Source organism: Acidovorax sp. ACV01, assembly GCF_014851495.1.
Lineage (GTDB): Bacteria > Pseudomonadota > Gammaproteobacteria > Burkholderiales > Burkholderiaceae_C > Acidovorax > Acidovorax radicis.
Window position 1 is genome coordinate 60,063 of record NZ_JACUZT010000012.1, and the last position, 22,647, is coordinate 82,709.

21 protein-coding genes and 1 pseudogene are annotated in these 22,647 nt (G+C 65.4%); 6 read left to right on the forward strand and 16 right to left on the reverse strand.

Going from position 1 to position 22,647, the window contains the following annotated elements:
• Positions 1 to 3: 3 nt before the first annotated feature.
• Positions 4 to 1,068: a CDP-6-deoxy-delta-3,4-glucoseen reductase gene (locus IB243_RS25395; RefSeq protein ID WP_192429911.1), complete on the reverse strand. Its 1,065-nt coding sequence runs from the start codon at positions 1,066 to 1,068 to the stop codon at positions 4 to 6.
• A 49-nt stretch (positions 1,069 to 1,117) separates the two neighbouring features.
• Between IB243_RS25395 and IB243_RS25400 the strand changes: the two genes are divergently transcribed.
• Positions 1,118 to 2,068, forward strand: a complete 951-nt coding sequence (locus tag IB243_RS25400) for an SDR family oxidoreductase (protein WP_192429912.1) — start codon at positions 1,118 to 1,120, stop codon at positions 2,066 to 2,068.
• A 30-nt stretch (positions 2,069 to 2,098) separates the two neighbouring features.
• On the opposite strand, the gene IB243_RS25405 is transcribed toward IB243_RS25400, so the two are convergent.
• From IB243_RS25405 to IB243_RS25435, 7 genes are all read right to left on the reverse strand, one after another.
• Positions 2,099 to 2,836, reverse strand: coding sequence for a DUF4124 domain-containing protein (locus IB243_RS25405; protein ID WP_192429913.1), 738 nt, complete (start codon positions 2,834 to 2,836; stop codon positions 2,099 to 2,101).
• Positions 2,837 to 2,902: 66 nt separating this feature from the next.
• Positions 2,903 to 3,442: a hypothetical protein gene (locus IB243_RS25410; RefSeq protein WP_029413205.1), complete on the reverse strand. Its 540-nt coding sequence runs from the start codon at positions 3,440 to 3,442 to the stop codon at positions 2,903 to 2,905.
• Between the two features lie 332 nt (positions 3,443 to 3,774).
• On the reverse strand, positions 3,775 to 4,734 hold the full coding sequence (locus tag IB243_RS25415) for a chemotaxis protein (protein ID WP_010459269.1): 960 nt from the start codon (positions 4,732 to 4,734) through the stop codon (positions 3,775 to 3,777).
• A gap of 163 nt (positions 4,735 to 4,897) precedes the next feature.
• A complete protein-coding gene (locus IB243_RS25420; RefSeq protein WP_192429914.1) occupies positions 4,898 to 5,203 on the reverse strand; it encodes an antibiotic biosynthesis monooxygenase in 306 nt (101 codons plus the stop codon).
• A gap of 111 nt (positions 5,204 to 5,314) precedes the next feature.
• Positions 5,315 to 6,178 carry a LysR family transcriptional regulator gene (locus IB243_RS25425; RefSeq protein ID WP_192429915.1) on the reverse strand — a complete coding sequence of 288 codons (864 nt, stop codon included), beginning with the start codon at positions 6,176 to 6,178 and terminating at the stop codon, positions 5,315 to 5,317.
• A 26-nt stretch (positions 6,179 to 6,204) separates the two neighbouring features.
• Positions 6,205 to 6,609 carry a hypothetical protein gene (locus IB243_RS25430; RefSeq protein ID WP_010459275.1) on the reverse strand — a complete coding sequence of 135 codons (405 nt, stop codon included), beginning with the start codon at positions 6,607 to 6,609 and terminating at the stop codon, positions 6,205 to 6,207.
• 188 nt (positions 6,610 to 6,797) lie between these two features.
• Positions 6,798 to 7,700, reverse strand: a complete 903-nt coding sequence (locus IB243_RS25435) for a LysR family transcriptional regulator (protein WP_192429916.1) — start codon at positions 7,698 to 7,700, stop codon at positions 6,798 to 6,800.
• Positions 7,701 to 7,820: 120 nt separating this feature from the next.
• On the opposite strand from IB243_RS25435, the gene IB243_RS25440 reads away from it, so the two are divergent.
• Positions 7,821 to 8,462 (forward strand): NAD(P)-dependent oxidoreductase, encoded by a 642-nt coding sequence (locus IB243_RS25440; protein WP_010459279.1) that lies wholly within the window; start codon positions 7,821 to 7,823, stop codon positions 8,460 to 8,462.
• Between the two features lie 57 nt (positions 8,463 to 8,519).
• On the opposite strand, the gene IB243_RS25445 is transcribed toward IB243_RS25440, so the two are convergent.
• From IB243_RS25445 to IB243_RS25470, 6 genes are all read right to left on the reverse strand, one after another.
• A complete protein-coding gene (locus IB243_RS25445) occupies positions 8,520 to 9,230 on the reverse strand; it encodes a CPBP family intramembrane glutamic endopeptidase (RefSeq protein WP_192429917.1) in 711 nt (236 codons plus the stop codon).
• Between the two features lie 167 nt (positions 9,231 to 9,397).
• Positions 9,398 to 10,678 carry a TRAP transporter large permease subunit gene (locus IB243_RS25450; RefSeq protein WP_057272920.1) on the reverse strand — a complete coding sequence of 427 codons (1,281 nt, stop codon included), beginning with the start codon at positions 10,676 to 10,678 and terminating at the stop codon, positions 9,398 to 9,400.
• Between the two features lie 21 nt (positions 10,679 to 10,699).
• Positions 10,700 to 11,257 (reverse strand): TRAP transporter small permease, encoded by a 558-nt coding sequence (locus IB243_RS25455; protein WP_010459282.1) that lies wholly within the window; start codon positions 11,255 to 11,257, stop codon positions 10,700 to 10,702.
• Positions 11,258 to 11,359: 102 nt separating this feature from the next.
• Positions 11,360 to 12,574, reverse strand: a complete 1,215-nt coding sequence (locus IB243_RS25460) for a fumarylacetoacetate hydrolase family protein (RefSeq protein WP_192429918.1) — start codon at positions 12,572 to 12,574, stop codon at positions 11,360 to 11,362.
• 70 nt (positions 12,575 to 12,644) lie between these two features.
• On the reverse strand, positions 12,645 to 14,426 hold the full coding sequence (locus IB243_RS25465) for an IlvD/Edd family dehydratase (protein WP_192429919.1): 1,782 nt from the start codon (positions 14,424 to 14,426) through the stop codon (positions 12,645 to 12,647).
• Positions 14,427 to 14,516: 90 nt separating this feature from the next.
• Positions 14,517 to 15,524, reverse strand: coding sequence for a TRAP transporter substrate-binding protein (locus tag IB243_RS25470; protein WP_192429920.1), 1,008 nt, complete (start codon positions 15,522 to 15,524; stop codon positions 14,517 to 14,519).
• A gap of 158 nt (positions 15,525 to 15,682) precedes the next feature.
• Here IB243_RS25470 and IB243_RS25475 point away from each other — a divergent pair, with 158 nt between their 5' ends.
• From IB243_RS25475 to IB243_RS25490, 4 genes are all read left to right on the forward strand, one after another.
• Positions 15,683 to 16,651: a LysR family transcriptional regulator gene (locus IB243_RS25475; protein WP_192429921.1), complete on the forward strand. Its 969-nt coding sequence runs from the start codon at positions 15,683 to 15,685 to the stop codon at positions 16,649 to 16,651.
• 154 nt (positions 16,652 to 16,805) lie between these two features.
• Positions 16,806 to 17,294 (forward strand): hypothetical protein, encoded by a 489-nt coding sequence (locus IB243_RS25480; RefSeq protein WP_192429922.1) that lies wholly within the window; start codon positions 16,806 to 16,808, stop codon positions 17,292 to 17,294.
• 770 nt (positions 17,295 to 18,064) lie between these two features.
• On the forward strand, positions 18,065 to 18,598 hold the full coding sequence (locus tag IB243_RS25485) for a 6,7-dimethyl-8-ribityllumazine synthase (RefSeq protein WP_010459295.1): 534 nt from the start codon (positions 18,065 to 18,067) through the stop codon (positions 18,596 to 18,598).
• Between the two features lie 59 nt (positions 18,599 to 18,657).
• Entirely contained in the window at positions 18,658 to 19,182 is a 525-nt protein-coding gene (locus tag IB243_RS25490; protein ID WP_192429923.1) for an NADPH-dependent FMN reductase, read from the forward strand.
• 194 nt (positions 19,183 to 19,376) lie between these two features.
• On the opposite strand, the pseudogene IB243_RS25495 reads toward IB243_RS25490, so the two are convergent.
• Both IB243_RS25495 and IB243_RS25500 read right to left on the reverse strand, forming a co-directional pair.
• Positions 19,377 to 20,953, reverse strand: a pseudogene (locus tag IB243_RS25495) (methyl-accepting chemotaxis protein).
• A 407-nt stretch (positions 20,954 to 21,360) separates the two neighbouring features.
• Entirely contained in the window at positions 21,361 to 22,635 is a 1,275-nt protein-coding gene (locus tag IB243_RS25500; RefSeq protein ID WP_057225400.1) for a CaiB/BaiF CoA-transferase family protein, read from the reverse strand.
• Positions 22,636 to 22,647: the final 12 nt, after the last annotated feature.

The window sequence follows — 22,647 nt, forward strand, 5'->3', positions numbered from 1 at the left end:
CGGTCAACCGCCGTGCTTGTCTGCCTCGGAGGTGAAGGAATCCGCATAGAACTCTTCCTCTGGCAGGCCGCGCTGCGTGCTGTAGGCTGCGCGCGCGGAATCGACCACGATGGGGGCGCCGCAGGCATACACCTGGTGCCCCGAGAGGTCGGCCACATCGTCCATCACCGCCTGGTGCACAAAGCCGGTGCGGCCTGTCCAGCCGTCTTCGGGCAAGGCGTCGGACACCACGGGCACGTAGGTGAGGTGGGGCATGTCGGCCGCACGGGCCAGCACCCAGTCGTGCAGGTACAGATCACCCGGGCGGCGGCCACCCCAATACAGCGTGGTGGGGCGGGTGATGCCCTTGAACTGCATGTGCTCGATCAGCCCCTTGATGGGCGCAAAGCCCGTGCCCGAGGCCAGCAGCACGATGGGTTTGTTGGAATCCTCGCGCAGGAAAAAGCTGCCGAAGGGGCCTTCCACCCGCAGGATTTCCTTTTCCTTCATGGCGCCAAACACATGGTCGGTGAACTTGCCCCCTGGCATGTGGCGGATGTGCAGCTCCACGCCCGGCGCCTCGGCCTGTGTGTGGGGTGCGTTGGCCATCGAGTACGCGCGGCGGGCGCCGTCGCGCAGGATGAATTCGATGTACTGGCCCGCGTGGTAGCGGAAGGTGTCGGCGGCGGGCAGCTGCAGGCGCACCTGCATCACGTCGTGCGATTTTTTCTCCAGCGTGGATACGCGGACCGGCATCTTCTTGATCGGGTAGGCGCTTTCGTCGGTGACCTGGCGCGATTCGAGCACGACGTCGGTCAGTGGCTGCGCGCAGCAGGTCAGCACGAGGCCTGCGGCCTCTTCGTCGGCTGTCAGTGCCTTGGACTGGTGCTCGCCATGGTGCACGGCGCCGCTGAGCTTCTTGCATTTGCACGAGCCACAGGCGCCGTCCTTGCAGCCATAGGGCAGGCCCACGCCGCTGCGGATGGCGGCGGACAGGATGGCTTCGCCCGCATTGGCACTGAAAGCGCGGCCGCTGGGCTGCACGGTGATCTGGAACGCTGCAGTCGGGGCAGCCTCGGCGCTGGTCATGTTGTGGGTATCCTTGGAATCGTCTCAAGCTAAGCAAACGGAACCGATTTTGCCCTCAAACCAAAACCCCCTCGGCGCCTTGCCAGCGCGCTTTCGCCGCGAACGCCTGTTGATCGTAGGGTGTGGTGATGTGGGTCAACGCGTGGCGCGCGACCTGAACACCGGTCCTGGCGCCGGGCGCTTGCAGGTGCTGGCGCTCACGTCCAGTCCCACCCGGGTGCTGGGGCTGCGCAAGCTGGGAGTTCGGCCACTGGTGGGCAACCTCGACGATGCCGCCACAGTGCGACGGTTGTCGGGCGTGGCCACCCGGGTGTTGCATCTCGCCCCCCCGCCGGGCGAAGGGGCTGGAGGAAGTGCCTGGTGGCTGGATCCGCGCACGGTGGCGCTGACCCGCATGCTGCGGCAACGCAGCCTGCCTGTGTCCTTGGTCTATGCCTCGACCAGCGGGGTCTATGGCGATTGCCAGGGTGCCTTGGTGCCCGAGACCCGGGCCGTAGCCCCTGGCACTGCGCGGGCGCAGCGCCGGGTGAACGCTGAAGGTGCCGTGCGCCACCTGGGCCGTGCCGGTGTGCGGGCCAGCGTGCTGCGCATCCCGGGCATCTACGCGCCGGACCGCGAAGGTGGCACGCCCGTGGCCCGCCTGCGCCGGGGCACACCGGTGCTCGTGCCCGAGGACGACGTGTTTACCAACCACATCCATGCCGATGACCTGGCGCGGGCTTGCATGGCCGCCTTGTGGAAAGGGCGGCCACAGCGTGCTTACAACGTGAGCGATTCCACCCACATGAAGATGGGCGACTACTTTGACCTGGCCGCCGACCTGTATGGCCTGCCTCGACCCCCGCGTGTGCCGCGCAGCGCTGCGCAGGAGCAACTGTCGCTGATGCTGCTGAGCTTCATGAGCGAGTCACGCCGACTCGACAATCAGCGCATGTTGGGGGAGCTGGGGGTGCGTCTGTGCTACCCCAGCGTGGCCGAAGGGTTGCGAGGGTGCCAGTGAGGTAGGGCCTTTTGCGGGTGGCCCGCTGGATCAGCAGGGTGCTTGGCCGCCGTTCGAACGGCAGACCCCGCCGGGCCCTGGAAACCGCCCCGGGCCTGCGCGGGGATAGGTGTTGCCCAGGTTGTCGGTGCAGCGAAAGTCGCCACACTGCGTGAGCCGTGGCTGGGGTTGCGGAGTGCCTGCCTGGGGAAACGGGTCGGGGTAGAGGGGGCGGTGCCTGGAGGGCGGAACCACCACGACACGGGGCTGGTTGGCACGGGCCTTTTCGACTTCGGCATAGCCCTGGGGGCCCAGGCAGTCCAGGTCCACCTGCCGCTGGGCTGCTTCCAGCCGCAGTTCCTGTTCATGGGTCGAGCGCGACAGGCCTGCCGCCACCATATCGAAATTGCGGCGCGAGCGCGCACATTCCGGGGAGCGGGCGTAGTCCTGGGGCTGGGGGGCGGTTGCAGCGGCCTGGGCAGCGCGTGCCCGATCCCGCTCGGCATTGCGGCGCGCCTCGGTCTCTGCGGCGGTGGCCTCGGCCTGCAACCGCTGCTGCTTGCGCTCCAGCGCCTCTGCGGCAAGTTCGCGATCCAGCTGGATTTCTTCGGGTGTTTTGCGCGCTTCCACCTCGCGTGCCGCAGAGCCGCCGGCGCAGGCGCCATCGGTATAGGTCACCTTGCCGGTGCGGGCATCTGTGCAGCGCACCACCTGTGCGTGGGCCACTGCGCCCCACCAGGCAGCGCACACACACAGGCATGGAACGAGATGGCGGGTCGAGATGCGCATGGTCTACAGCCAAGGGGGCTAAAAAGGTGGCGTGGGCTCGCCCCTCTCACCCTTTGCCAGGGCGGGTCAGGGCTTATCGGGGTTATTGGACTGCTGGCGGGAGCGCCAGTCTTGGGGGTGCGGCGTGTAGCTGCCTGGGGCCATGCGGCCGGGCTGGGCTTCGCGGTTGCGGCGGTCGTCGGCGGCACGGCGGTCGCGTTCAGCCTGGTCGCGCAGGGCCTGGTCACGGTCGCGCTGGCGGCGGTCGGCCTCGCGGGCCTGCTGGTCGCGGCGGTCGCGCTCGCGTTCCCGGGCCTGCCGGTCGCGCTCGGCACGTTCCCGTTCGCGTTCCCGCTCTCTCCAGTCACCGCGGTTGCGGTCGCGCTCCCAGCGGTCATCCCGGTCGCGTCCACCGTAGTAAATGACGGGAGGGGGTGCGGAATAAGCGGGGTAAACCGGCTGTGGGCTGGAATACACCGGGGGGGCGTTGCTGTGGATGTAGCCTGGCTGCTCGTAGACCCGGTACGGCGCTGGCTCGTAATACGGGTCACCCGGCACCGTGGCGCAGCCGGTTACCGCGGCGCCCAGAACCGCGACAGAAATAAGGCGGGCGAGTGTGTATGTCATGCTGGTCAGACCCTGGCAAGGCGTGGCCGTTCCACCCTGCTCGTAAAGCCCCCGAAAAGCACCCCGGCGGGGTGTTACAAGTTTCGGAGGCTTGCGCATTAAAGCCGCTCCCAATGTAGCGCGTGGGCCTGCGGTTTGGTTGACCTGCATGCCGATGCGCGGGGTAGGACGGCGCCTATTGTCCGGCCCGCTGGTGCCGGAGGCACGGGTGAGAAATATCAAAAATGATAGCTATCGGTTGTTATGCGCAAAGCGATAGCGGCCAATTTCTATTCAATTTCTCACCGTGGCCAGACGCGGCGTCCACTTCAGGGGAGCTTCCTCAATGGTCTTTACTTGGGCAACACCCGGCGGATGGTCTCTGCCAGATCTTCGGCCACAAACTTGGCAACGTAACCGTCGGCCCCGACGCTGCGCACATGGTCTTCATTGGCCGAGCCCGACAGCGAAGAGTGGATGACCACGGGCAGTCCATGAAAGCGCGAGTCCTGCTTGATGTTGCGTGTCAGGGTAAACCCGTCCATCTCTGGCATTTCCAGGTCGGTCAGCACCATGGCGACACGGTCCAGCACACTCTTGCCTTCGGCTTCGGCACTCTTTGCAATGGCGTTGAGGCGGTCCCAGGCTTCCTTGCCCGATTTCACCATTTCATAGGGGGCCTTGAGCACTTTGAGTTCTTGCTCGATGAGCGAGCGCGCTACAAACGAGTCGTCTGCCGCCAGGATGATGGTGCCCGGCTTGAGCACCAGCTTGGCTCCGACTTTTTCTTCGGTGACTTCATGACCGTCCGAGGGCGACACCATCTGCAGGATGGCTTCCACGTCCAGCACCTGGGCCAGGCGGGATTCGTCGGTATTGCCGTCCAGGCGGGCAATGCTGGTGACCAGCTTGCCAGCGGCGCCGCTGGTTTCGGCCGAGAGCACCTGCTTCCAGTCCAGGCGCACGATGTCTTCCACCGATTCCACCGCAAACGCCTGCGTGGTGCGCGCGTACTCGGTCACCAGCATGATGTTCAGGCCCGTCTGGGGCTTGCAGCCCACGATGGCGGGCAGGTCCAGCACCGGGATCACCTGGCCGCGCAGGTTGACCACGCCCAGCGAGTACTGCGTCGTGCCCGCAATCGGCGTGATGCTGGGCATGGCCACGATCTCGCGGATCTTGAACACGTTGATGCCAAACAGCTCGGACTTGCCCAGCGCACTGTCGGTGCCCAGGCGAAACAGCAGCAGCTCGAACTTGTTGGTGCTGGTGAGGTTGGTCCGCTCGTCGATGTCCTGCTGCACTGCTTTCATGATGGGTCCTTCGCGCAGAAAAGAAGAAGATACGCGCGTTTACAAATTCTAGGATCAGAACGGCATGCGCAGTGGGCTAAATGTTCAGGCAATACCCGAATAGTGCACCGCAGCATCGTGGCGTGGCAGCGCCGTCACAGGTCGGGTGGCGCGGGGGGGCGATTCAGGCCACGGGTGGCAGGGCCACTGGCTCAAAGTGCACCACCGTGGGGAACGGGTCGTAGAAGTGGTGCAGCAGCTTTTTCCATTCCTGGTATTGCGCCGACTGGCGAAAACCGATCTCGTGGTCTTCGAGCGTGGCCCAGCGCACCAGCAGCACGTAGTCCTGCGGGCGTTCCAGGCAGAGGCCCAGCTCGTGCGACAGATAGCCGGGCATGGAGGCAATGATCCGTTGCGCCTGGGCAAAGGCCTGCTCGAAGGCGGCGTTCTGGCCGGGGCGAATGGTGAGGTGGGCGATTTCGAGAACCATGGTGGTCAGTGGCGCGCTGCGCAGGATGGAGGTGCCCCCTTTTTACTGCATGGACCAGCTGAAAGGACCGTGCGCAAAAACCCGCCCGCTTCCCGCAAGCACAGGGTGGGCTCAGGCAACGCTGCTCTGGGGGATCGCGGATGCCTTCAAGCTGTCGGCCAGGCGGCCCAGCAGTGCAAGCAGGGGCGCATCCGATGCATCGCACGCCAGACCCAGGTGGCGCGAGAACGCCAGAGGCCCATCCAGCGGCCGCGTGACCGAGCGGCGTGCATGCGCCGCATGGGACTGAGGCACCACCGCCACGCCCAGGCCGCTGTCCACCATGTGCAGCAAAAGCTCTTCGCGCGCGGCGCTGGCCTGCACCTCCAGGGCAATGCCGCGCTCGGCCAGCAGGCGGATGAACGACTGGTGCAGCGGGCAGTAGGGCCACTCGAGAAGCGGCACACCCTGCAGGTCGGCCATGCCGAATTTTTTCTTGAAGCGCAATGGATGCTGTTCGGGCAAGAGCATCACATAGGGCTCGCGCCACAAAGACACGAAGGTGTCGCCAGGCGGCTTGCAATGCTCCGCCACCAGGCGCAGCCGCGCCTCTTGCGCACTGGCAGTGAGCCGGACCAGCGTGTTGGGCAGGAGGTCGGCAATCTGCGCAAACAGCGGCGCGGCCGGGCCCACCATCAAATCGTCCTGCAGGAACACACCCAGCGTTTCGCGTGGCGCGTCGCGAAAGTCGCGCACCATGGCGCTGGATTGCGCCAGCAGGCTGCAGGCGCGCGGGTACAGCCGGTGGGCGGCGGGGGTGGGCGCCAGGCCCTGGCGGCTGCGCTCGAACAGCACGGTGTCGAGCGCATCCTCCAGCCCCTTGATGGCCATGCTGATCGACGGCTGTGCCACAAAGCAGCGGCGCGCCGCCGTGGTCACGGAACGTTCTTCGTAGGCCGCCACAAAGTAGCCGAGGGCGCGCAGGTCAAACAGCATGCAGGTTTCAGGGGCCGAGGCGGCAGTCAGGTCGGGGTGATGGTGGTGACGGTTTCGCGGAAGTAGTCGAGCTGGCCGTTTTGGGAATGGCTCACGATCCAGGTCAGAGATTCCACTTCGCGCTGTTGTACCGCATAAAAGAAACGCTGGTGGAATTGTGTGATCACCCAGTCGTTGCCCAGGGGCTGGCTGTGGGTATGCACGATTTTTGTGCCACGCGGAAAAATCTCGGTGCCCAGGCGCTGCACCACGGCCAGCAGGTCGGCCTTGTTGCGGGCGACTTGCCAGCTGGTGTCTGCGTCATCGCGGTAGTGGTCGATGCGGAAATCCATGTCATCGGCAACGCTGCCCAGCAGCGTGGGCACGTCGCCTTTTTCAAAGGCGGCCAGCACGCGGTCGATGGGGAAGTTTGTGGTGGGGTTGGTCGTCATGTGCGCTCTCCAGTCGGGGGGTAAAGGCTCAGAAGCAGGTTCTGGGAGGCGACTGTAGGCAGCACGCGCGGCCCGCACAACGATGGAATTTGTGGGCTGAAACGATAAAAAAATGATGGATAAAAAGTGAATGCAGTCTTGCTGCGGGAGAAAGCGCCGAAGGCAGCTGCTTCGGGGCTGCTCCCATCTCATTCCGTGACGCCAGGCACCTGGCCCAGATAGCGGTGCAGCGCCGCGATGGCCTGGCGCACCTTGGCGGGCTGGGCATCGCGCTGGGGTGTCACCGCCCAGATGTCCAGCGTGCCAAACGACCAGTCGGGCAGCAGCCGCACCAGCCGCCCGGCCTGCAGCGCATCGTGCGAATCCATGCTGCCCACCAGCGCCAGGCCCAGCCCGGCCTCGCACATCTGCTGGATCGAAAGCTGGTTGTTGCTGGCAATGCGCGGCTCCACCCGCAAGGCCCGGGGATCGCCCGTGGGGCTGCGCAGATCGATCAGCAGGCCGCCGTTCTCGCGCGCAAAGCCCAGCCAGCTGTGCGACAGCAGCGCGTCCGGGTGCTGCGGCATGCCGTGGGCAGCCACCCAGCCGGGCGACGCGCACAGAAACCACTGCATGCCACCCAGGCGCCGCGCCGCCCAGGTGGAATCGGCCAGACGCCCATAGCGCACGGCCAGGTCGATGCGCGCATTGATGAGGTCGATGGTGGAGTCGTCCACCAGCAGCCGCAGGCGCAGCGCCGGGTGGGCCGCCAGCAGCTCCCCCAGCGCCGGCGCAATGTGCCGGGCAAAGCCGACGGTGGCCGACAGGCGCAGCTCGCCGCTGGGCGCATCGCGTGACGCTGCCAGTTCTGCGCGTGCCTGGTCGGCTACGGCACACATGGCCGCACAGCGGGCGTGGTAGCGCTGGCCCGCCTCGGTGAGTGCCAGCTTGCGCGTGGAGCGGTGCAGCAGGGTGACGCCGCCGTCGCTTTCGAGCTTGCGCACCTGCTGGCTCACGGCCGAGGTGCTCATTCCCAAAGCGCGGGCTGCACCGCTCATCGAGCCGTGCTGCACCACGGCGGCAAATACCGCCATGCGTTTGAGGTCTTCCATGGGTGAAAAAACGTGATTGTGAAGTTGAGCTTCAAAGAGAAGGTAGTTTTAGCCATCTACCGCCCGCTTTGACAAGCTCCTATTCTCACTGCATCGCAACTTTGAAACCAAGGACACCGTATGAACATCGCTCTGATTGGCGCCTCTGGCTTTGTCGGCTCTGCCGTGCTGAATGAACTGCTGCAACGCGGCCACCGCGTGACCGTACTGGCCCGCAGCCCCGCCAAGCTCGCCGCCCGTGAAGGCCTCACGGTGGTCGCGGCCGACGCACAAGACGCCGCCCAGGTCGCCAAGGCCGCTGCGGGCCACGATGCCGTGGTGAGCGCCTACAACCCGGGCTGGGAGAACCCCAACATCCACGATGAATTCCTGAAGGGCACCCGCGCCATCATCGACGGCACCAAGGCGGCTGGCGTGCGCCGCTTCCTCATGGTGGGCGGCGCCGGCAGCCTGTTTGTGGCGCCCGGCCTGCAATTGGTGGACACGCCCCAGTTCCCCGCCGAATGGAAGCAGGGCGCCCTGGCCGCCCGCGAAACGCTGAACTGGATTCGTACCGAAAACACGCTGGACTGGACCTTCCTCTCGCCCCCCATCCTGCTGCAGCCCGGTGAACGCACCGGCCAGTACCGACTGGGTGACGAGGCACCGCTGATGAACGGCGACCAGCCCGGCAGCATCAGCGTGGCCGACCTGGCCGTGGCCATTGCCGACGAACTGGAAACGCCCCGGCATGTGCAGAAGCGGTTCACGGTGGCGAGCTGAAACGCCATCGACATCCATGGGCAGCAACCGGCGGGTGCTGCCCCTTTGTTTGTCTCCTCAGGCAAAGACTGCCAAGTCGATCAGCGCGTGGCCCAGCACCACGGGCCACAGGTTTTTCCAGCGCAGGAACCATCGGCACATCACACCATGCGCAAAGAAGGCCACAATCACGCCGTGTCTACCGTGTTCCCAATGCGCCAGAGCAAAGATAGCCGATACCGCGAGTGTGAACCGTAGTTCCGAAGGGCGTTGGCTTGCACTCGAATACCAGAGCCATGGCAGCCCGATGAAAAAGATGCTCTCCACCAGCCCAGCGCTGACCGCTGCGTAGATTCGCACTGCCGCACCCGCCAGGCCCTGAGGGAAAAACTGCGCCATCTGAAAGCTACCGGGTGACGGGCCTAGCACCCGCCATGACAGGTTCCGCGCCACCAGAAAAACCAGCCCTGCGGTGACAAACACCATCAGGCTCTGTCCTGCAAGGGGCCAAAGGTTCTTTTCTGGTGGTACGAGTCCGTAGTGTTGGGGGCGTAGCGCTGCGCTGTGTGCAAGCAGTCCAAGCAGGACAGCAGGAAGCACTATCCACTGAACCCCGTCAACGGCCCAAAAGAGCAGTGCCCCTCCGCGCCCCACGACAGGCAGGTAAAAGCCGTTGAGCTGCCAGACCGCCAACACCGGTAGCAGGGCCCAGCCCACCAGGACCTGCTGGCGGGTGTTGAGAGCAAACGGCCGTTTCTGTGTTGAGATCAAGCGCCCCTCCGGAATCAAGTTTTGTGGTGGTCCCGTTCAGACGTCAGGGGAAGCGCTGGCCGAAGTGGGGACGGCCCATCTTCCCAAGAAATGGCCGTTCCATTTGCATCGCCAAGTGCCCCGGCGTGAAATAGGCCGCGATTAATCTCCTGCAGCGATTCCGCTGGACTGTTTGCGAAGAGCCGTCATCCCAAAAACCACCGCATCGGCACCAGCACGATGGACGGGAACAGCACCATCAGGAACATCATGGCGAACTGCGCGCCCATGAAGGGAAGCACCCCCCGGGTGACCTCGTCCATGCGCATCTTGCCCACCCCCGCCACCACGTTCAGCACCGTGCCGACCGGCGGCGTGATCAGGCCGATGGCGTTGTTCATGATGAACAGCACACCGAAGTACACCGGGTCGATGCCTGCGGCTTTGACCACTGGCATCAGCATGGGAGCCATGATCAGGATGGTGGGGGTCATGTCCATGGCGGTGCCCACGGCCATCACCAGCAGCATGATGGCGATCATCAGCAGCGTGGGGTTGTCCATGAAGGGGCGCAGCAGATCGACGAGCTGGCGGGGGATGTCGGCCACGGTGATCAGCCAGGCGCTGACCATGGCCGCAGCCACCAGGAACATGATCACGGCCGTTGTTTTGGCGGCGCTCACGAACACGGCGGTCAGCTGGCGCCAGTGCAGTTCGCGGTAGACCAGCGTGGCCACGAGCAGCGCATACACCGCCGCCACGGCCGCCGCCTCGGTGGGGGTGAACACGCCCATCTTCAGGCCCACGATCACGATGACCGGCAGAAACAGCGCCCAGGTGGATTCCTTGAGGGCCTGTAGTTTGTCTGCGGTAGTCGCCTTGGGGGGCGGGGTGATGTTTTCGCGCTGTGACACCCAGTACCAAGCGATGGCGATGGCCACGCCCATCAGCAGCCCCGGCACGATGCCGGCCAGAAAGAGCTTGCTGATCGACACATTGGCGGCCACGCCAAACACCACAAACCCGATGGACGGCGGGATGACGGGCGCGATGATGCCCGCCGACGCAATCAGCCCTCCGGCGCGGGCCTTGTCATGGCCGGCCTTCACCATCATGGGCAGCAGCAGGGCGGCCAGCGCGGCGGTGTCTGCCACGGCAGAGCCCGAAAGTGCGGCCAGCATGCACGCCGCCAGGATGGCCACAAAACCCAGCCCGCCGCGCTTGTGCCCCACCAGCGTCAGGGCCAGCTTCACGATGCGCTGGGACAGGCCGCCCACGTTCATGATCTCGCCCGCCAGCATGAAAAACGGCACCGCCAGCAGCGGAAACGAGTCTGCGCCGTTGATGACGTTCTGCGCCAGGATCTGGGCGTCAAACAGGTCCAGGTGCCACATGAGCGCTGCGCCAGACACCAGCAGCGCGTAGGCAATGGGCACACCAATGGCCATGGCGGCCAGCAGGGAGCCGAGGAAGATGAAAATGGTCATGGGATGTTGCTCCGGGGCGATTCACTTCGGGCCGCTGGTGCGGTCCAGATGCAGGTGCGGGATGGCTGCCACCTCTTCGGATTCGGTGACCTGCACCAGCTGGTCGTCCGGCACCTGGCCAGACAACAGGCGCCACAGGTGCATCAACAGCAACAGCCCCGACGCCACCGCAAACACCACCCCGGATGCATAGAAGATGGCCACCGATGCGCCGGTGACGGGTGCCTCCACATCCCAATTGATGCGGGCCTGTGCAAGGGCGCCGCTGAACAGAAGCCAGGTGCAAAACAGCATCAGCCCATAACTGGCCGCCAGGCAGATGCGCTTGCCGATGGGGGGCAACCGGGTCAGCAGGATGTCGGTGCCCAGGTGGCCGTGCTCCTTGACCGCCACGATGGCCCCCAGGAAGGTGATCCATACAAAAAGCCACCGCGACAGCTCCTCGCTGACGGAAATGCCGGAGTTGAAAACGTAGCGCAGCACCACGTTGCCAAACACCAGCAGCACCATCACCGCGAGGGCCAAGGCGATCAGCAGATTGATCCACCGGCAGCACCGGTCGATAAAGGCGTTCAGCATGGTTGTGTCTCCGTCATGGCAAGGCCATTTGATTTTGGTGAGGGGAGTCGCGCTGTGGGCCCGGCGCACGCGGCGCTGCGGGTCAACGACGGCCTGTGCGGGCTAAAGCACAGTGCTGTGCAGCAGGCCGCGCTGCGCCAGGTTGCCGATGAAGGCGCGCAAACCAAATTGCCAGGGCGCGGCGGTTTCGCTGTGGGTCACGCGGTTGTGCAGGCCGCCCAGCCAGGCGCTCTGGATGGTGACCACATCACCGAGCTTGTGGGTGAAGCCGCTGCCCGGCTGGTCGCGGTCTTCAATGGGCGCAAACAGCGTGCCCAGGAACAGCATGAACCCGTCGGGGTACTGGTGTGCGGCCAGCGTTTGCGCCACCAGGTCCATCGGGTCGCGGCTGATGCTGGCCATGGTGTTGATGCCGCGCAACTCAAAGCCGTCCACCCCCGCGACCTGCAGGTGCACGGTTTCGTTGCGCACCTGGTCCATGCCGAAGCCAGCGTCGAACAGGCGGATGAAGGGGCCCAGGGCACACGATGCGTTGTTGTCCTTGGCCTTGCCCAGCAGCAGTGCGCTGCGGCCCTCGATGTCGCGCAGGTTCACGTCGTTGCCCAATGTAGCGCCGACGATGTCGCCCCGGCTGTTGACGGCCAGCACCACCTCGGGCTCGGGGTTGTTCCAGGCCGAATCGGCGCGGATGCCGATGTCATCGCCGCAGCCCACGGACGCCAGCACCGGCGCCTTGGTGAACACCTCGGCGTCGGGGCCAATGCCCACTTCCAGGTACTGGGACCACAGCCCTTTTTCCTGCAGCAGCGCCTTCAGGGCCATGGCCTCGGGCGATCCGGGGCGCATGTCGGCCAGGTTCTCGCCGATCAGCCCGATCACCTGGCTGCGCAGCCCCTGCGCGCGGGTCGCGTCGCCCCGCGCTTGTTCTTCGATCACGCGTTCGATCAGGCTGGCTGCAAACGTGACGCCTGCCGCCTTGACCACCTGCAGGTCGCAAGGGGCGAGCAGCCAGGGCAACGTGGGCTGGCGTTGGCCCGGCAGGCTGTTCTGGATCAGTTCATCGACACCGCAAATGCGCGGCCCGGGCGTGTTGTGCGCAGCCTGTGCGGGCAACTCCGTGTCGAGCAGTGTGCTCATGGTCGGGTAGCTGTCGCTCAGGTCAAAAACGCCTTCGGGCCGCAGCGCCACCACGGCCGGGCCGGGGATTGCGCCGTGGGTCCACGCGCGGCCCACCAGCGTGCCCTGCAGGCCGTCGTCTGGCAAAACCTGGGCGTGCGTGTCCGCACCGGCCGCGTGGGCCGCTGTCATGTTGTTCATTTGAAATCCTTCAAAGGTTCATTGCGCGGACCGCACACGTTGTGCGGTGCGGCAGGCGTTGTCGCCAGCTTCAGTGGTTGTGGCGCGGGGTTTTTTCGGAGATGCGCCGAAAGGTCAGCGCAAAGTCCAGCGTGGCGCCATCGACCAGCTGGCCTGTCTTTTCGCGGTACAGCGCTTCCCACGGTGACTGGCTGGCAGGCACGGGCGGCGCGGGCAGCTCGCGTTGGCGGCGTTCGATCTCATCCGCCGCCACCAGCGCGTCGCAGCGCCCGGTGTTCAGGTCGATGCGGATCGTGTCGCCGCTCAGCAGCCAGCTCAACCCCCCGCCCACCGCGCTTTCGGGCGACGCGTTGAGGATGGAGGGGCTGTCTGCCGTGCCCGACTGGCGCCCGTCGCCCAGGGTGGGCAGTGTGTTGATGCCACGCCGGATTAGCGCGTCGGGCGGTTGCATGTTGACCACCTCCGCAGAGCCTGGCCAGCCGATGGGCCCCGCACCGCGCATCACCAGAATGCAGCCTTCGTCGATGTTCAGCACCGGGTCGTTGATGCGTGCGTGGTAGTCGTCTGCGCCTTCAAACACCACGGCACGGGCTTCGAAGATGCCTTCTTGCCCCGGGCGGCTCAGGTAGCGTGCGCGAAACGCTTCGGAGATCACCGAGGTCTTCATGATGCCGAAGTCAAACAAGTTGCCGCTGAGTACCAGGAAGCCCGCCTTCTCCATCAGTGGCGCGCTGAAGGGGCGGATCACCTCGCGGTCGCGCGTTTCGCGGCCTTGCAGGTTGTCGCCGACGGTCTTGCCCGTCACGCTGGCGCAATCGCTGTGCAGGCGGCCCGCCTGCTGCAGCTCCCACATCAGGGAGGGTACGCCCCCCGCGCGGAAGAACCGTTCGCCCAGGAACTTGCCTGCGGGCTGCATGTTCAGCAGCAGGGGCAGGTCGTAGGCATGTTCGGTCCAGTCCTTGGCCTCCAGCACCACGCCCGCATGGCGCGCCATGGCCATGATGTGCACTTGCGCGTTGCTGGAACCCCCGGCCACGCTGACCACCGACAGCGCATTCAAAAAGCTCTCTCGCGTCAGGATGCGCGAAGGGCGCAGGTCTTCATACGCCATCTCGACAATGCGGCGCCCGGTCTCGTAGGCCATCTGGCCACGCTCGCGGTAGGGCGCCGGAATGGCGGCGCAGCCAGGCAGCGACAGGCCCAGCGCCTCGGCCACGGCGTTCATGGTCGAGGCAGTGCCCATGGTGTTGCAGTGGCCCGCCGAGGGTGCGCTACTGCAGGCGCGCTGCAGAAACTCTTCTTCGTCAATCTCGCCCGCTGCCAGCTGGCGGCGGCTGCGCCAGATCACGGTGCCCGAACCCACCAGTTCGCCGTCGTGCCAACCGTCCAGCATGGGCCCGCCCGAGAGCACGATGGCCGGGATGTCCACGGTGGACGCGGCCATGATGCCAGCCGGTGTGGTCTTGTCGCAGCCCGTGGTCAGCACCACCGCGTCGATGGGGTAGCCGTACAGGATCTCGACCAGGCCCAGGTAGGCCAGGTTGCGGTCCAGCGCCGCAGTGGGGCGGCGGCAGTTCTCAAAGATGGGATGGACCGGAAACTCCATCGGAATGCCCCCCGCATCGCGGATGCCATCGCGCACGCGGCGCGCCAGGTCCAGATGAATGCGGTTGCAGGGCGACAGGTCGCTGCCCGTCTGCGCGATGCCAATGATGGGCCGGCCCGAGCGCAGCTCTTCGGGCGTGAGCCCGTAGTTCATGAACCGTTCCAGATACAGCGCGGTCATGTCCGAGCGCGCGGGGTCGGCAAACCAGTCGCGGGAGCGAAAGGGGCGTCGGGGTGTCTTTTGCATGGGGTTGTCAGAAGAACGCTGTGAAGGAAGGGAAAACCGCCGCTGCCAGCGCGCAGCATTTGGCGGCGCGCCGACGGGGCCGGGCGTTGCTTACTTGCCGCCGCGCGCCTTGGCCAGTTCGCCCATCAGTTCGCTGGTGGTTGCTTCACCAAATTCCTTGCCGTACTTTGTCAGCACCGGCTGCAGCTTGGTGCGCAGCTTGGCCTGTTCGGCAGCAGGCAGCTCGGTGATCTGCATGCCCGCCTTCTTCAGCTCGCCCAATGCGGTTTCGCTGAAAGCGCGGATGGTCTTGCGCTCAAACAACGTGGCTTCGCGCGCGGCTTCCTGCACGATCTTCTGCTCCTCGGCTGACAAGCCATCCCAGGCCTTTTTGGACATCAGCAGCACCCAGGCGCTGTACATGTGGCGCGACAACACCAGGTGCTTTTGCACTTCGTAGAACTTGCTGGCCAGGATGGTGGCCGGTGGGTTCTCCTGCCCATCCACCGCAGCTTGTTCCATGGCCGTGTACAGCTCAGTGAATGGCATGGGTGTGGCGTTGGCGCTCAGGGCGTTGAAGGTGTCCAAAAACAAGGGGCTCTGGATCACGCGCAGCTTGAGGCCCGCCAGATCGTCGGCCTTGTTGATGGGGCGGCGCGAATTGGTCACGTGGCGAAAGCCGTTCTCCCAGAACCCCAGGCCGATGAGTCCCTTCTCGGGCAGCATGGCCAGCAGCTTCTGGCCAAAGGGGCCATCCAGCACCGCGTCGGCTTCCTGCTCGTTGTTGAAGGTGAGCGGCAGATTGAGCACGCCAAACGGCTTGATCAACGACATCAGCGTGGACGAATCTGGCACCGTCATCTCCAGCGTGCCGCCGCGCAGGGCCGACGTCATGCTCACGTCGTTGCCCAGGGAGCCGCTGGCAAACAGCTTGGCGTTCATCTTGCCGCCGCTCTTGGCCTGGAGCCTTTCGGCAAAGTGCTTGACCGCCTGCGCTTGGGGGTGGTCGTCGCTCAGGCCGATGCCAACCTTGAACGTGTGTTCCTTGACTTGTGCAGACACCGGGGCGGCCAGAGCGGCCAGCACCGTGGCGACCACGGCGAGGGTTTTGAATTGCATGCTTTTGTCTCCGTTTTGGAATGGCTGGGGTCTCGATGGCCGAGGCCATCGGCGCCCTGCAGTCCTTTTGCAGGACCGTCATCGACGCAGGCCACAGGTTAGGTAGCGCGCGTGCCGGGGTCCACTGAATCTTTTGCTACGATCCATTCCAAACGCTTATGAGTCCAGACGCATTTCCGGGTAAACCCTTGTCTTTGGCGCAGGCCTGTGCGCGGCTGCGGTTTCGGCATTTGCAGTTCCTGGACATCCTGGGGCGCACCCGCAACCTGCGCCTGACGGCCGAGCAGATGCACGTCACCCAGCCTGCGGCCACCAAGATCCTGATGGACATTGAAGAGATCCTGGAGGCGCGTTTGTTCGACCGTCTGTCGCGTGGCATGCGGCCCAACGAACTGGGGCTTTTCACGCTGCGCTATGCCAGTGCAGCGCTGGATGGCCAGCGCCAATTTGTGGACGAGTTCAATGCCCTCAAACAAGGCGGCCATGGCCACCTGACGATTGGCGCCATCACGGGCTCGGCGGCCCATCTGCTGGTGGCGTCGGTGGTCGAGATCCAGCGCCTGCGGCCCTTGCTGGTGCTCAAGATCCTGGAGCAAAGCAGCGACCAGCTGATCCAATGGCTGGCCGAACGCAAGATCGACCTGATGATCGGGCGCTTTACCGACGAGGCCCAGCGCAGCCAGTTCCATTACGAGCGCCTGTCGGCCGAGCCGCTGGCCGTGGTGGGCGGACTGCACCACCCCCTGCGCGGAGGGGCGGACCTGGCCCTGACCGAGCTGGCCCACTGGCCGTGGATTCTGTACCCCGCCTCTACCGCCGTGCGCAAGGTGTCGGACGACCTGTTTGGCGGCGCAGGCCTGGCGCTCACGGCGGGGGTGGTGGAGACGCCGTCCTTTTTGTTTGCGCTGGAGCTGATGAACACCACCAACATGATGTCGCTGCAGCCCGCCGCCCTGGTTGAGAAATACGTGAACAAAGGCCTGCTGTCGCGCATCCCCGTGGACCTGCCAGACCGCATGCCCGGCTATGGCCTCATCACGCGGCTGGGGGAGCCGCCGACACCCGCCGCGCAGGCCTTCATCGATGTGCTGCGCGAGACGGCGGGCGCTGGCTTTGACGAACCGTGATGGCCGATGGTCGTCCCACTTTGGCAATAACTAAAAGTTATCGAAAACGACGGCTTTTAGGGCTTGTCCACCCCGTTGGGACGGTTTGCATCCCCGTCCTTCCTCACCACGCCGTTATGCTCTGCGCCCTTTGACCGAACCTGCCTGCTGCCCCATGACCGACTCTGCCGAAGACACCCCCACCCCCATCCAGGAACCCCGCTTGTGGAGCGACGAGCGCTGGATGGCGCGGGTCATCAAGAACGAGGATGACGATGGCTGGGCCGTGTCCATGACGCTGCATGGCGAGTCCGAGCCTGCGCTGGTGGGCCCGTGGACCATGGGGCGTGACAAGAAGAACCCGAAGCCCCTGGATGTGTCGGCTTTCAACACGCTGGTCAAAACCGCCAGCGAGGTGCTGCGCCGCCACGAGCAGCAGCTGCACGCGCAGCTCAACAAGAACGTGAGCATCACCACGGCCGAGGGCCAGCGCCTGCGCGTGGCCCTCGCCATCGTGCCGGACGAAGAAGGCGCCACCGCCACGCTGAGTGCCATGGACGACCTGGGGGAGGAGCTGGCACGTGTGCCCGTGCCCCCCACGTTCAAGCTCACCACCCACAGTGCCACGGCCTGGGCCCAGGGCGGGTTCGAAAAGCCGCGCTGAATGAACCCCGGGTGGCTGCAAAAACGGCACTGCCGGTGTTGCCAATCGCATGGGTGACCGGTGACTACAGGGTAAGCCCCTAGAATTCGCTCGTTGGCCCCGGAGTGTTTCCGGGGCCGATTGCGTTCTCAGGGCGGGGCGAAAATCCCCACCGGCGGTATCTGCGGGCTGAAAAAGCCTGCAGCAGCCCGCGAGCGCCTGCAGGGCAGTTAGAACCTGATCAATGTCTTTTTGGAGTCGCGCAAGAACCTTTTCGGGATGGGATGCTAGGCGCGGGGCGCAGTGGATAGCCCAGCTATCCACAAGCGCCGCAACACCGCAGACCGCCCGAAAAGGCTCTTGCCCGAAGGGTTGGGGTGAAATCGGGCGATTGGAAGCCTTGGTTGCTTGCATGGGCATGAGCCCATGCGGCGCATCCGAGGCTTCCACTCATCCCGATTGCACTCCAACGCGATCTCCAAAAAGACATTGATCAGGTTCTTAAGCCCCGCAGGGTCAGCAGATCTGGTGCGATGCCAGAGCCGACGGTCACAGTCCGGATGAAAGAGATCGCGAAGCCATGGGCCTCCCGCCGGGGTGGTTGCCTGTGTGCGTGTCGGGTGCGCGGTGCCGGGCTGTGCGGGGCTGTCTGATCTTGAGGTCGGGCGTGCCTGCAGGGCCAGGGGCTGTTCGCTGGGCCGCATGCGTGTGGGCAGCTGCCTTGCCATGCAAGGGGCTCTGTTCGCGCGCGCCCTGATTCTGGTAACCCTTTTCTTTGTTCGAGAAAATCCATGAATCAGTCCTTCCATTCCCACCATGCCGCTGCAGCCAACGCCGACCAAAGCGGCCGCACAGCGATTGCGCACCGCAGCGAACGGGTTGCGGTCATCTGCGCCAGCTGGCACCGGGACATCGTTGACCAGGCCCGTGATGCCGCCGTGGCCGAGTTCGCGCGCAGCGGGCTGCCTGCGGGGCAGATCGACCAGTTCGAGGTGCCCGGCGCGTTCGAGATCCCGCTGCTGGCCAAGCGGCTGGCGCAAAGCGGGCGCTACGACGCCATCGTGGCCTGCGCGCTCATTGTCAACGGCGGCATCTACCGCCACGAGTTTGTGACCACCGCCGTCATCGACGGTTTGATGCGCGTGCAGCTCGACACCGACGTGCCCGTGATGTCCGCCGTGCTCACGCCGCGCGATTTTCATGAGCACGAAGACCATCTCAAGTTCTTCCGCGAGCACTTTGTGAAGAAGGGCGCAGAAGTGGCGCGCGCCTGCCTGGACACCATGGCCCAGTTCAAGGCGCTGGAGCCCGCGCACGGGGATTGAGCGGCGCGCAACCGTTTGCCGCCACCGGCTTGGGCGTGCGGCTGGGCCAGAATGGCCCCATGAAAATTCTGGCCCTGTGCGGCAGCCTGCGCGCTGCCTCCATCAATGCTGCGTTGCTGCGCACGGCGGCACGTGTTGCTCCACCTGGCATGGAGGTCGCGTGGTGCGCGGCGGTGGGTGAGCTGCCGCTTTTCAACCCCGACCTGGAGGCACAACCGCCACCCGCCGCGCTGCGTCTGCACGCCGATGTGGCGTGGGCCGATGCGCTGCTGATCGCGAGCCCCGAATACGCCCACGGTGTGACGGGGGTGATCAAGAATGCGCTTGACTGGCTGGTGAGCCAGGAGGCCTTTGTGAACAAGCCGGTGGCGGTGTTCAATGTCTCGCCCCGCGCACACCACGCCGATGATGCGCTGCGCGAAACACTGCGGACGATGTCTGCGCGCATCGTCGAGCCTGCGTGCCTGAGCCTTCCGTTGCTGGGCGCACACCTGGCAGAAAACGAGATGGCCACGCACCCGCTGGTGGCGCCGGCATTGATCGAGGCGCTGCAGGCCTTGCAGCGAGCAGTGGAACCTGAATAGGCTTTTTGCTATAAAAAACATAGCTTATAGCGCATGATAGGAAAGCGTTAGAGGCCTTTTTATCGGATTTTCTTCTCTGCGTTGGCCCATGCATGGGGCCCTGCGCGCAGCGAAGTCGTACCGGTCGCCCGCAGGCGCCGATGGCCGTATCGGTGCCCCGGCGCCACAGGGCGCACCAGCCCTTGGCCAGCCTGTCAGGCGGCAGCCAGGCGGGGCACGTGCACTCCCGCCGCTGCGTGCTCGCCGGTTGACAGGCGGAACACCGACACCGCGTCCACCAGCTGCTGCGCCTGCCCCTTCAGGCTGTCGGCGGCCGCAGCGCTTTCTTCCACCAGGGCCGCATTCTGCTGGGTGGCCTGGTCCATCTGCATCACCGCCTCGCCCACTTGGGCCACGCCGCACTCTGCTCGCTGCTGGCGGCGCTGATCTCGCCGACGATGTCCGTCACGCGGCGGATCGAGGCGACCACTTCGGTCATGGTGGCTCCGGCCTTGTCCACCAGCGCGGTGCCCAGTTCCACACGCTCCACACTGGCGTGTATCAGCGTCTTGATCTCCTTGGCCGCATCGGCGCTGCGTTGGGCCAGGCTGCGCACCTCGCTGGCCACCACGGCAAAGCCGCGCCCTTGTTCACCCGCCCGCGCGGCTTCGACGGCGGCGTTCAGCGCCAGGATGTTGGTCTGGAAGGCGATGCCGTCGATCACGCTGATGATGTCGGCGATCTTTTTGCTGCTGTCGTTGATGCCCTTCATGGTGGTCACCACCTCGGCCACCACGTCGCCGCCCTGGACGGCCACGGTGGACGCGCTCACCGCCAACTGGTTGGCCTGGCGCGCGTTTTCGGCGTTGGCCTGCACGGTGGAACTGAGCTCTTCCATCGATGCCGAGGTTTCCTCCAGCGCGCTGGCCTGCTGCTCGGTGCGGGCCGAGAGGTCGTTGTTGCCCAGCGCGATTTCGGTGCTGGCGGCGGCCACGCTGTGGGCGTTGTTGCGCACGTTGCTCACCACGCGCGACAGGCTGATCTGCATGTCGTGCAGGGCGTTGAGCAGCAGGGCAATCTCGTCCTTGCCCGCCACATGCCGCGCCACCGTCAGGTCGCCCCCGGCCACGGCCTGCGACACACGCACCGCGTTGTCCAGCGGGTTCACCACCGTGCGGCTGAAGGCAATGGCCCCGGCAATGCCCAGCGCGCACACCACCAGCATCACCACCAGGCTGATGGTGGTGGCGCGCTGTGCGGTGGCTGCTGCGCTTGCCGCCACTTCGCTGCTGGCCTTGGCGATCAGATCCCCAGCCTGGTCGATCAGCTGCGAGGGCTCGCGGTCCATGCCCGCCACGGCCTTGTCGCCCACCTGTGGGTCGTGGTCGGCGGCCTTGAAGGCTTCAAACCCCTTGCGGTAGGCCGCGCCCATGTTTTCATGGGCCTTGGCAAACTGCACCACACGCTCGCGGCCTTCACCCGGAGGCAGGGCGGCTGTCAGCTTCTGCGCATGGTCCTTGATGGACTTTTCCTGCTTTTCAAACGCAGCCCAGTAGCGCGTGAGCTGGGCCGGGTCCTTGCCACGCAGCAGCACGTTTTTCCACTCCTGCACCTGCACCTTGAACTCGTTGAGCATGCTGGATGCCAATCGCTCATGCTCAAAGCTTTGGGCCACGGTGGTTTGGTAGGTGTCGAGCGCCTGGTTCAGGCGGCTGATGCCAAACAGCGCCGCTGCAAACAGCAAAAGCAGCGACACGGTAAAGGCCAGGGGGAGCTTGAGGCTGAGCTTCATGGGGAACTCCTGTTGGGTCCACAAATCACCGCAGTCGCGGGCAAGTCCCGGTGGGCCCTGGCCTTGCCCTGCCATGCTTGGTGGCAGTGGTTCGGCTGCGCCCCCCGTCTCGGTCAACCGGCGCGCGCGGTGTGTCGTGCCGGAGAGATTCCCACTGCCATTATGGAGAGGGATGTAAATTTTTGTGCATGAATTTTTCACCCATGGCCGAGGGCGTGGCGGTGCGGTGTTTGCACATGGTCGGTATCAAATTAATAGCAGCTACCGCTTGATGGATAAGCGCTGGTGTCCAATTTGATGCCGAACTGATAAAAAAACGGCCTTGCCGAGTTGGGCAAGGCCGTTCCGCTGTTGGTGCACAGCGTGGGTGGATTCTGAGTGGGCCTGCGCCCGTGTTGGCCCGGTGGCTACAAAACCCCGTTGGCCCGCAGCGCCGCAATGCGCGCTGCATCCAGCCCCAGCTCGCCCAGCACCTCGTCGGTGTGCTGGCCCAGCGCGGGGGGGGCGTTGCGCAGCACGGGCGGGTTGGCCGACAGGCGCAGCGGGCTGGCCACGCCGGTGATCTGCTGCACGCCGTCCTGGGCGGTGTCCCCCTCCGCCCAGCGCGGGAGTGCCACGGCCAGGCCGCGCGCCTTCACCTGGGCATCGTCAAACGCCTGGGCGATGGTGTTGATCGGGCCGCAGGGCACGGCCTTGTCTTCCAGCAGCGTGATCCAGTCGGCGGTGGTGCGCGTGCGCGTCACGGCTTCCATGGCGGGGATCAGGTCGGTGCGGTGTTTGACGCGCAGCGTGTTGGTGGCATAGCGCGCATCGGTGGCCCACTGGGGCTGTTCGGCTGCGGCGCAAAAGCGCTGGAACTGCCCGTCGTTGCCGATGGCCAGCAGCATGGCGCCGTCCTGCGTGGGGAAGTCCTGGTACGGCGCCAGGCTGGGGTGGCTGTTGCCCTGGCGTGTGGGCGCGGTGCCCGTGGCCAAAAAGCCGGCGGCCTGGTTGGCCAGGATGGCCATGCCCACGTCGAGCAGCGACATGTCGATGTGCTGGCCCAGGCCGGTGCCGCTGGTGGCGTTGTCGCGCACGTTCAGCGCGGCCACGATGGCGGTGCTGGCGTACACGCCGGTGAACAGGTCGGTCAGCGCCACGCCCACGCGCAGCGGGCCGCCGCCGGGCTCGCCATCGGCCCGGCCGGTGATGCTCATCATCCCGGTCATGGCCTGGATCATCAGGTCATAACCGGCGCGTTCGGCGTAGGGGCCGTCTTGCCCGAAGCCGGTGACGGAGCAGTAGATGAGGCGCGGGTTGAGCGCGCGCAGGCTCTCGTGGTCCAGCCCGTATTGCTGAAGGCCGCCCACCTTGAAGTTCTCCACCAGGATGTCGGCCTGCTGGGCCATCTGGCGGATGAGCTGTTGCCCCTCCGCCGTGGCCATGTCGATGGTCACCGAGCGCTTGTTGCGGTTGCAGGCCGTGAAATAGCTGGCCTGCGTGGTGTCGTTGCCCTCCGCGTCCTTCAAGAAGGGTGGCCCCCAGTGGCGCGTGTCATCGCCTGCGCCGGGGCGCTCCACCTTCACGACATCCGCGCCCAGGTCGGCCAGGATCTGCGTGCACCAGGGGCCGGCGAGCACGCGGGAGAGGTCGAGGACCTTGATGCCAGCGAGGGCGCCTGGGGAGGAGGGGGATGTGGTCATGGGGCTGAATAC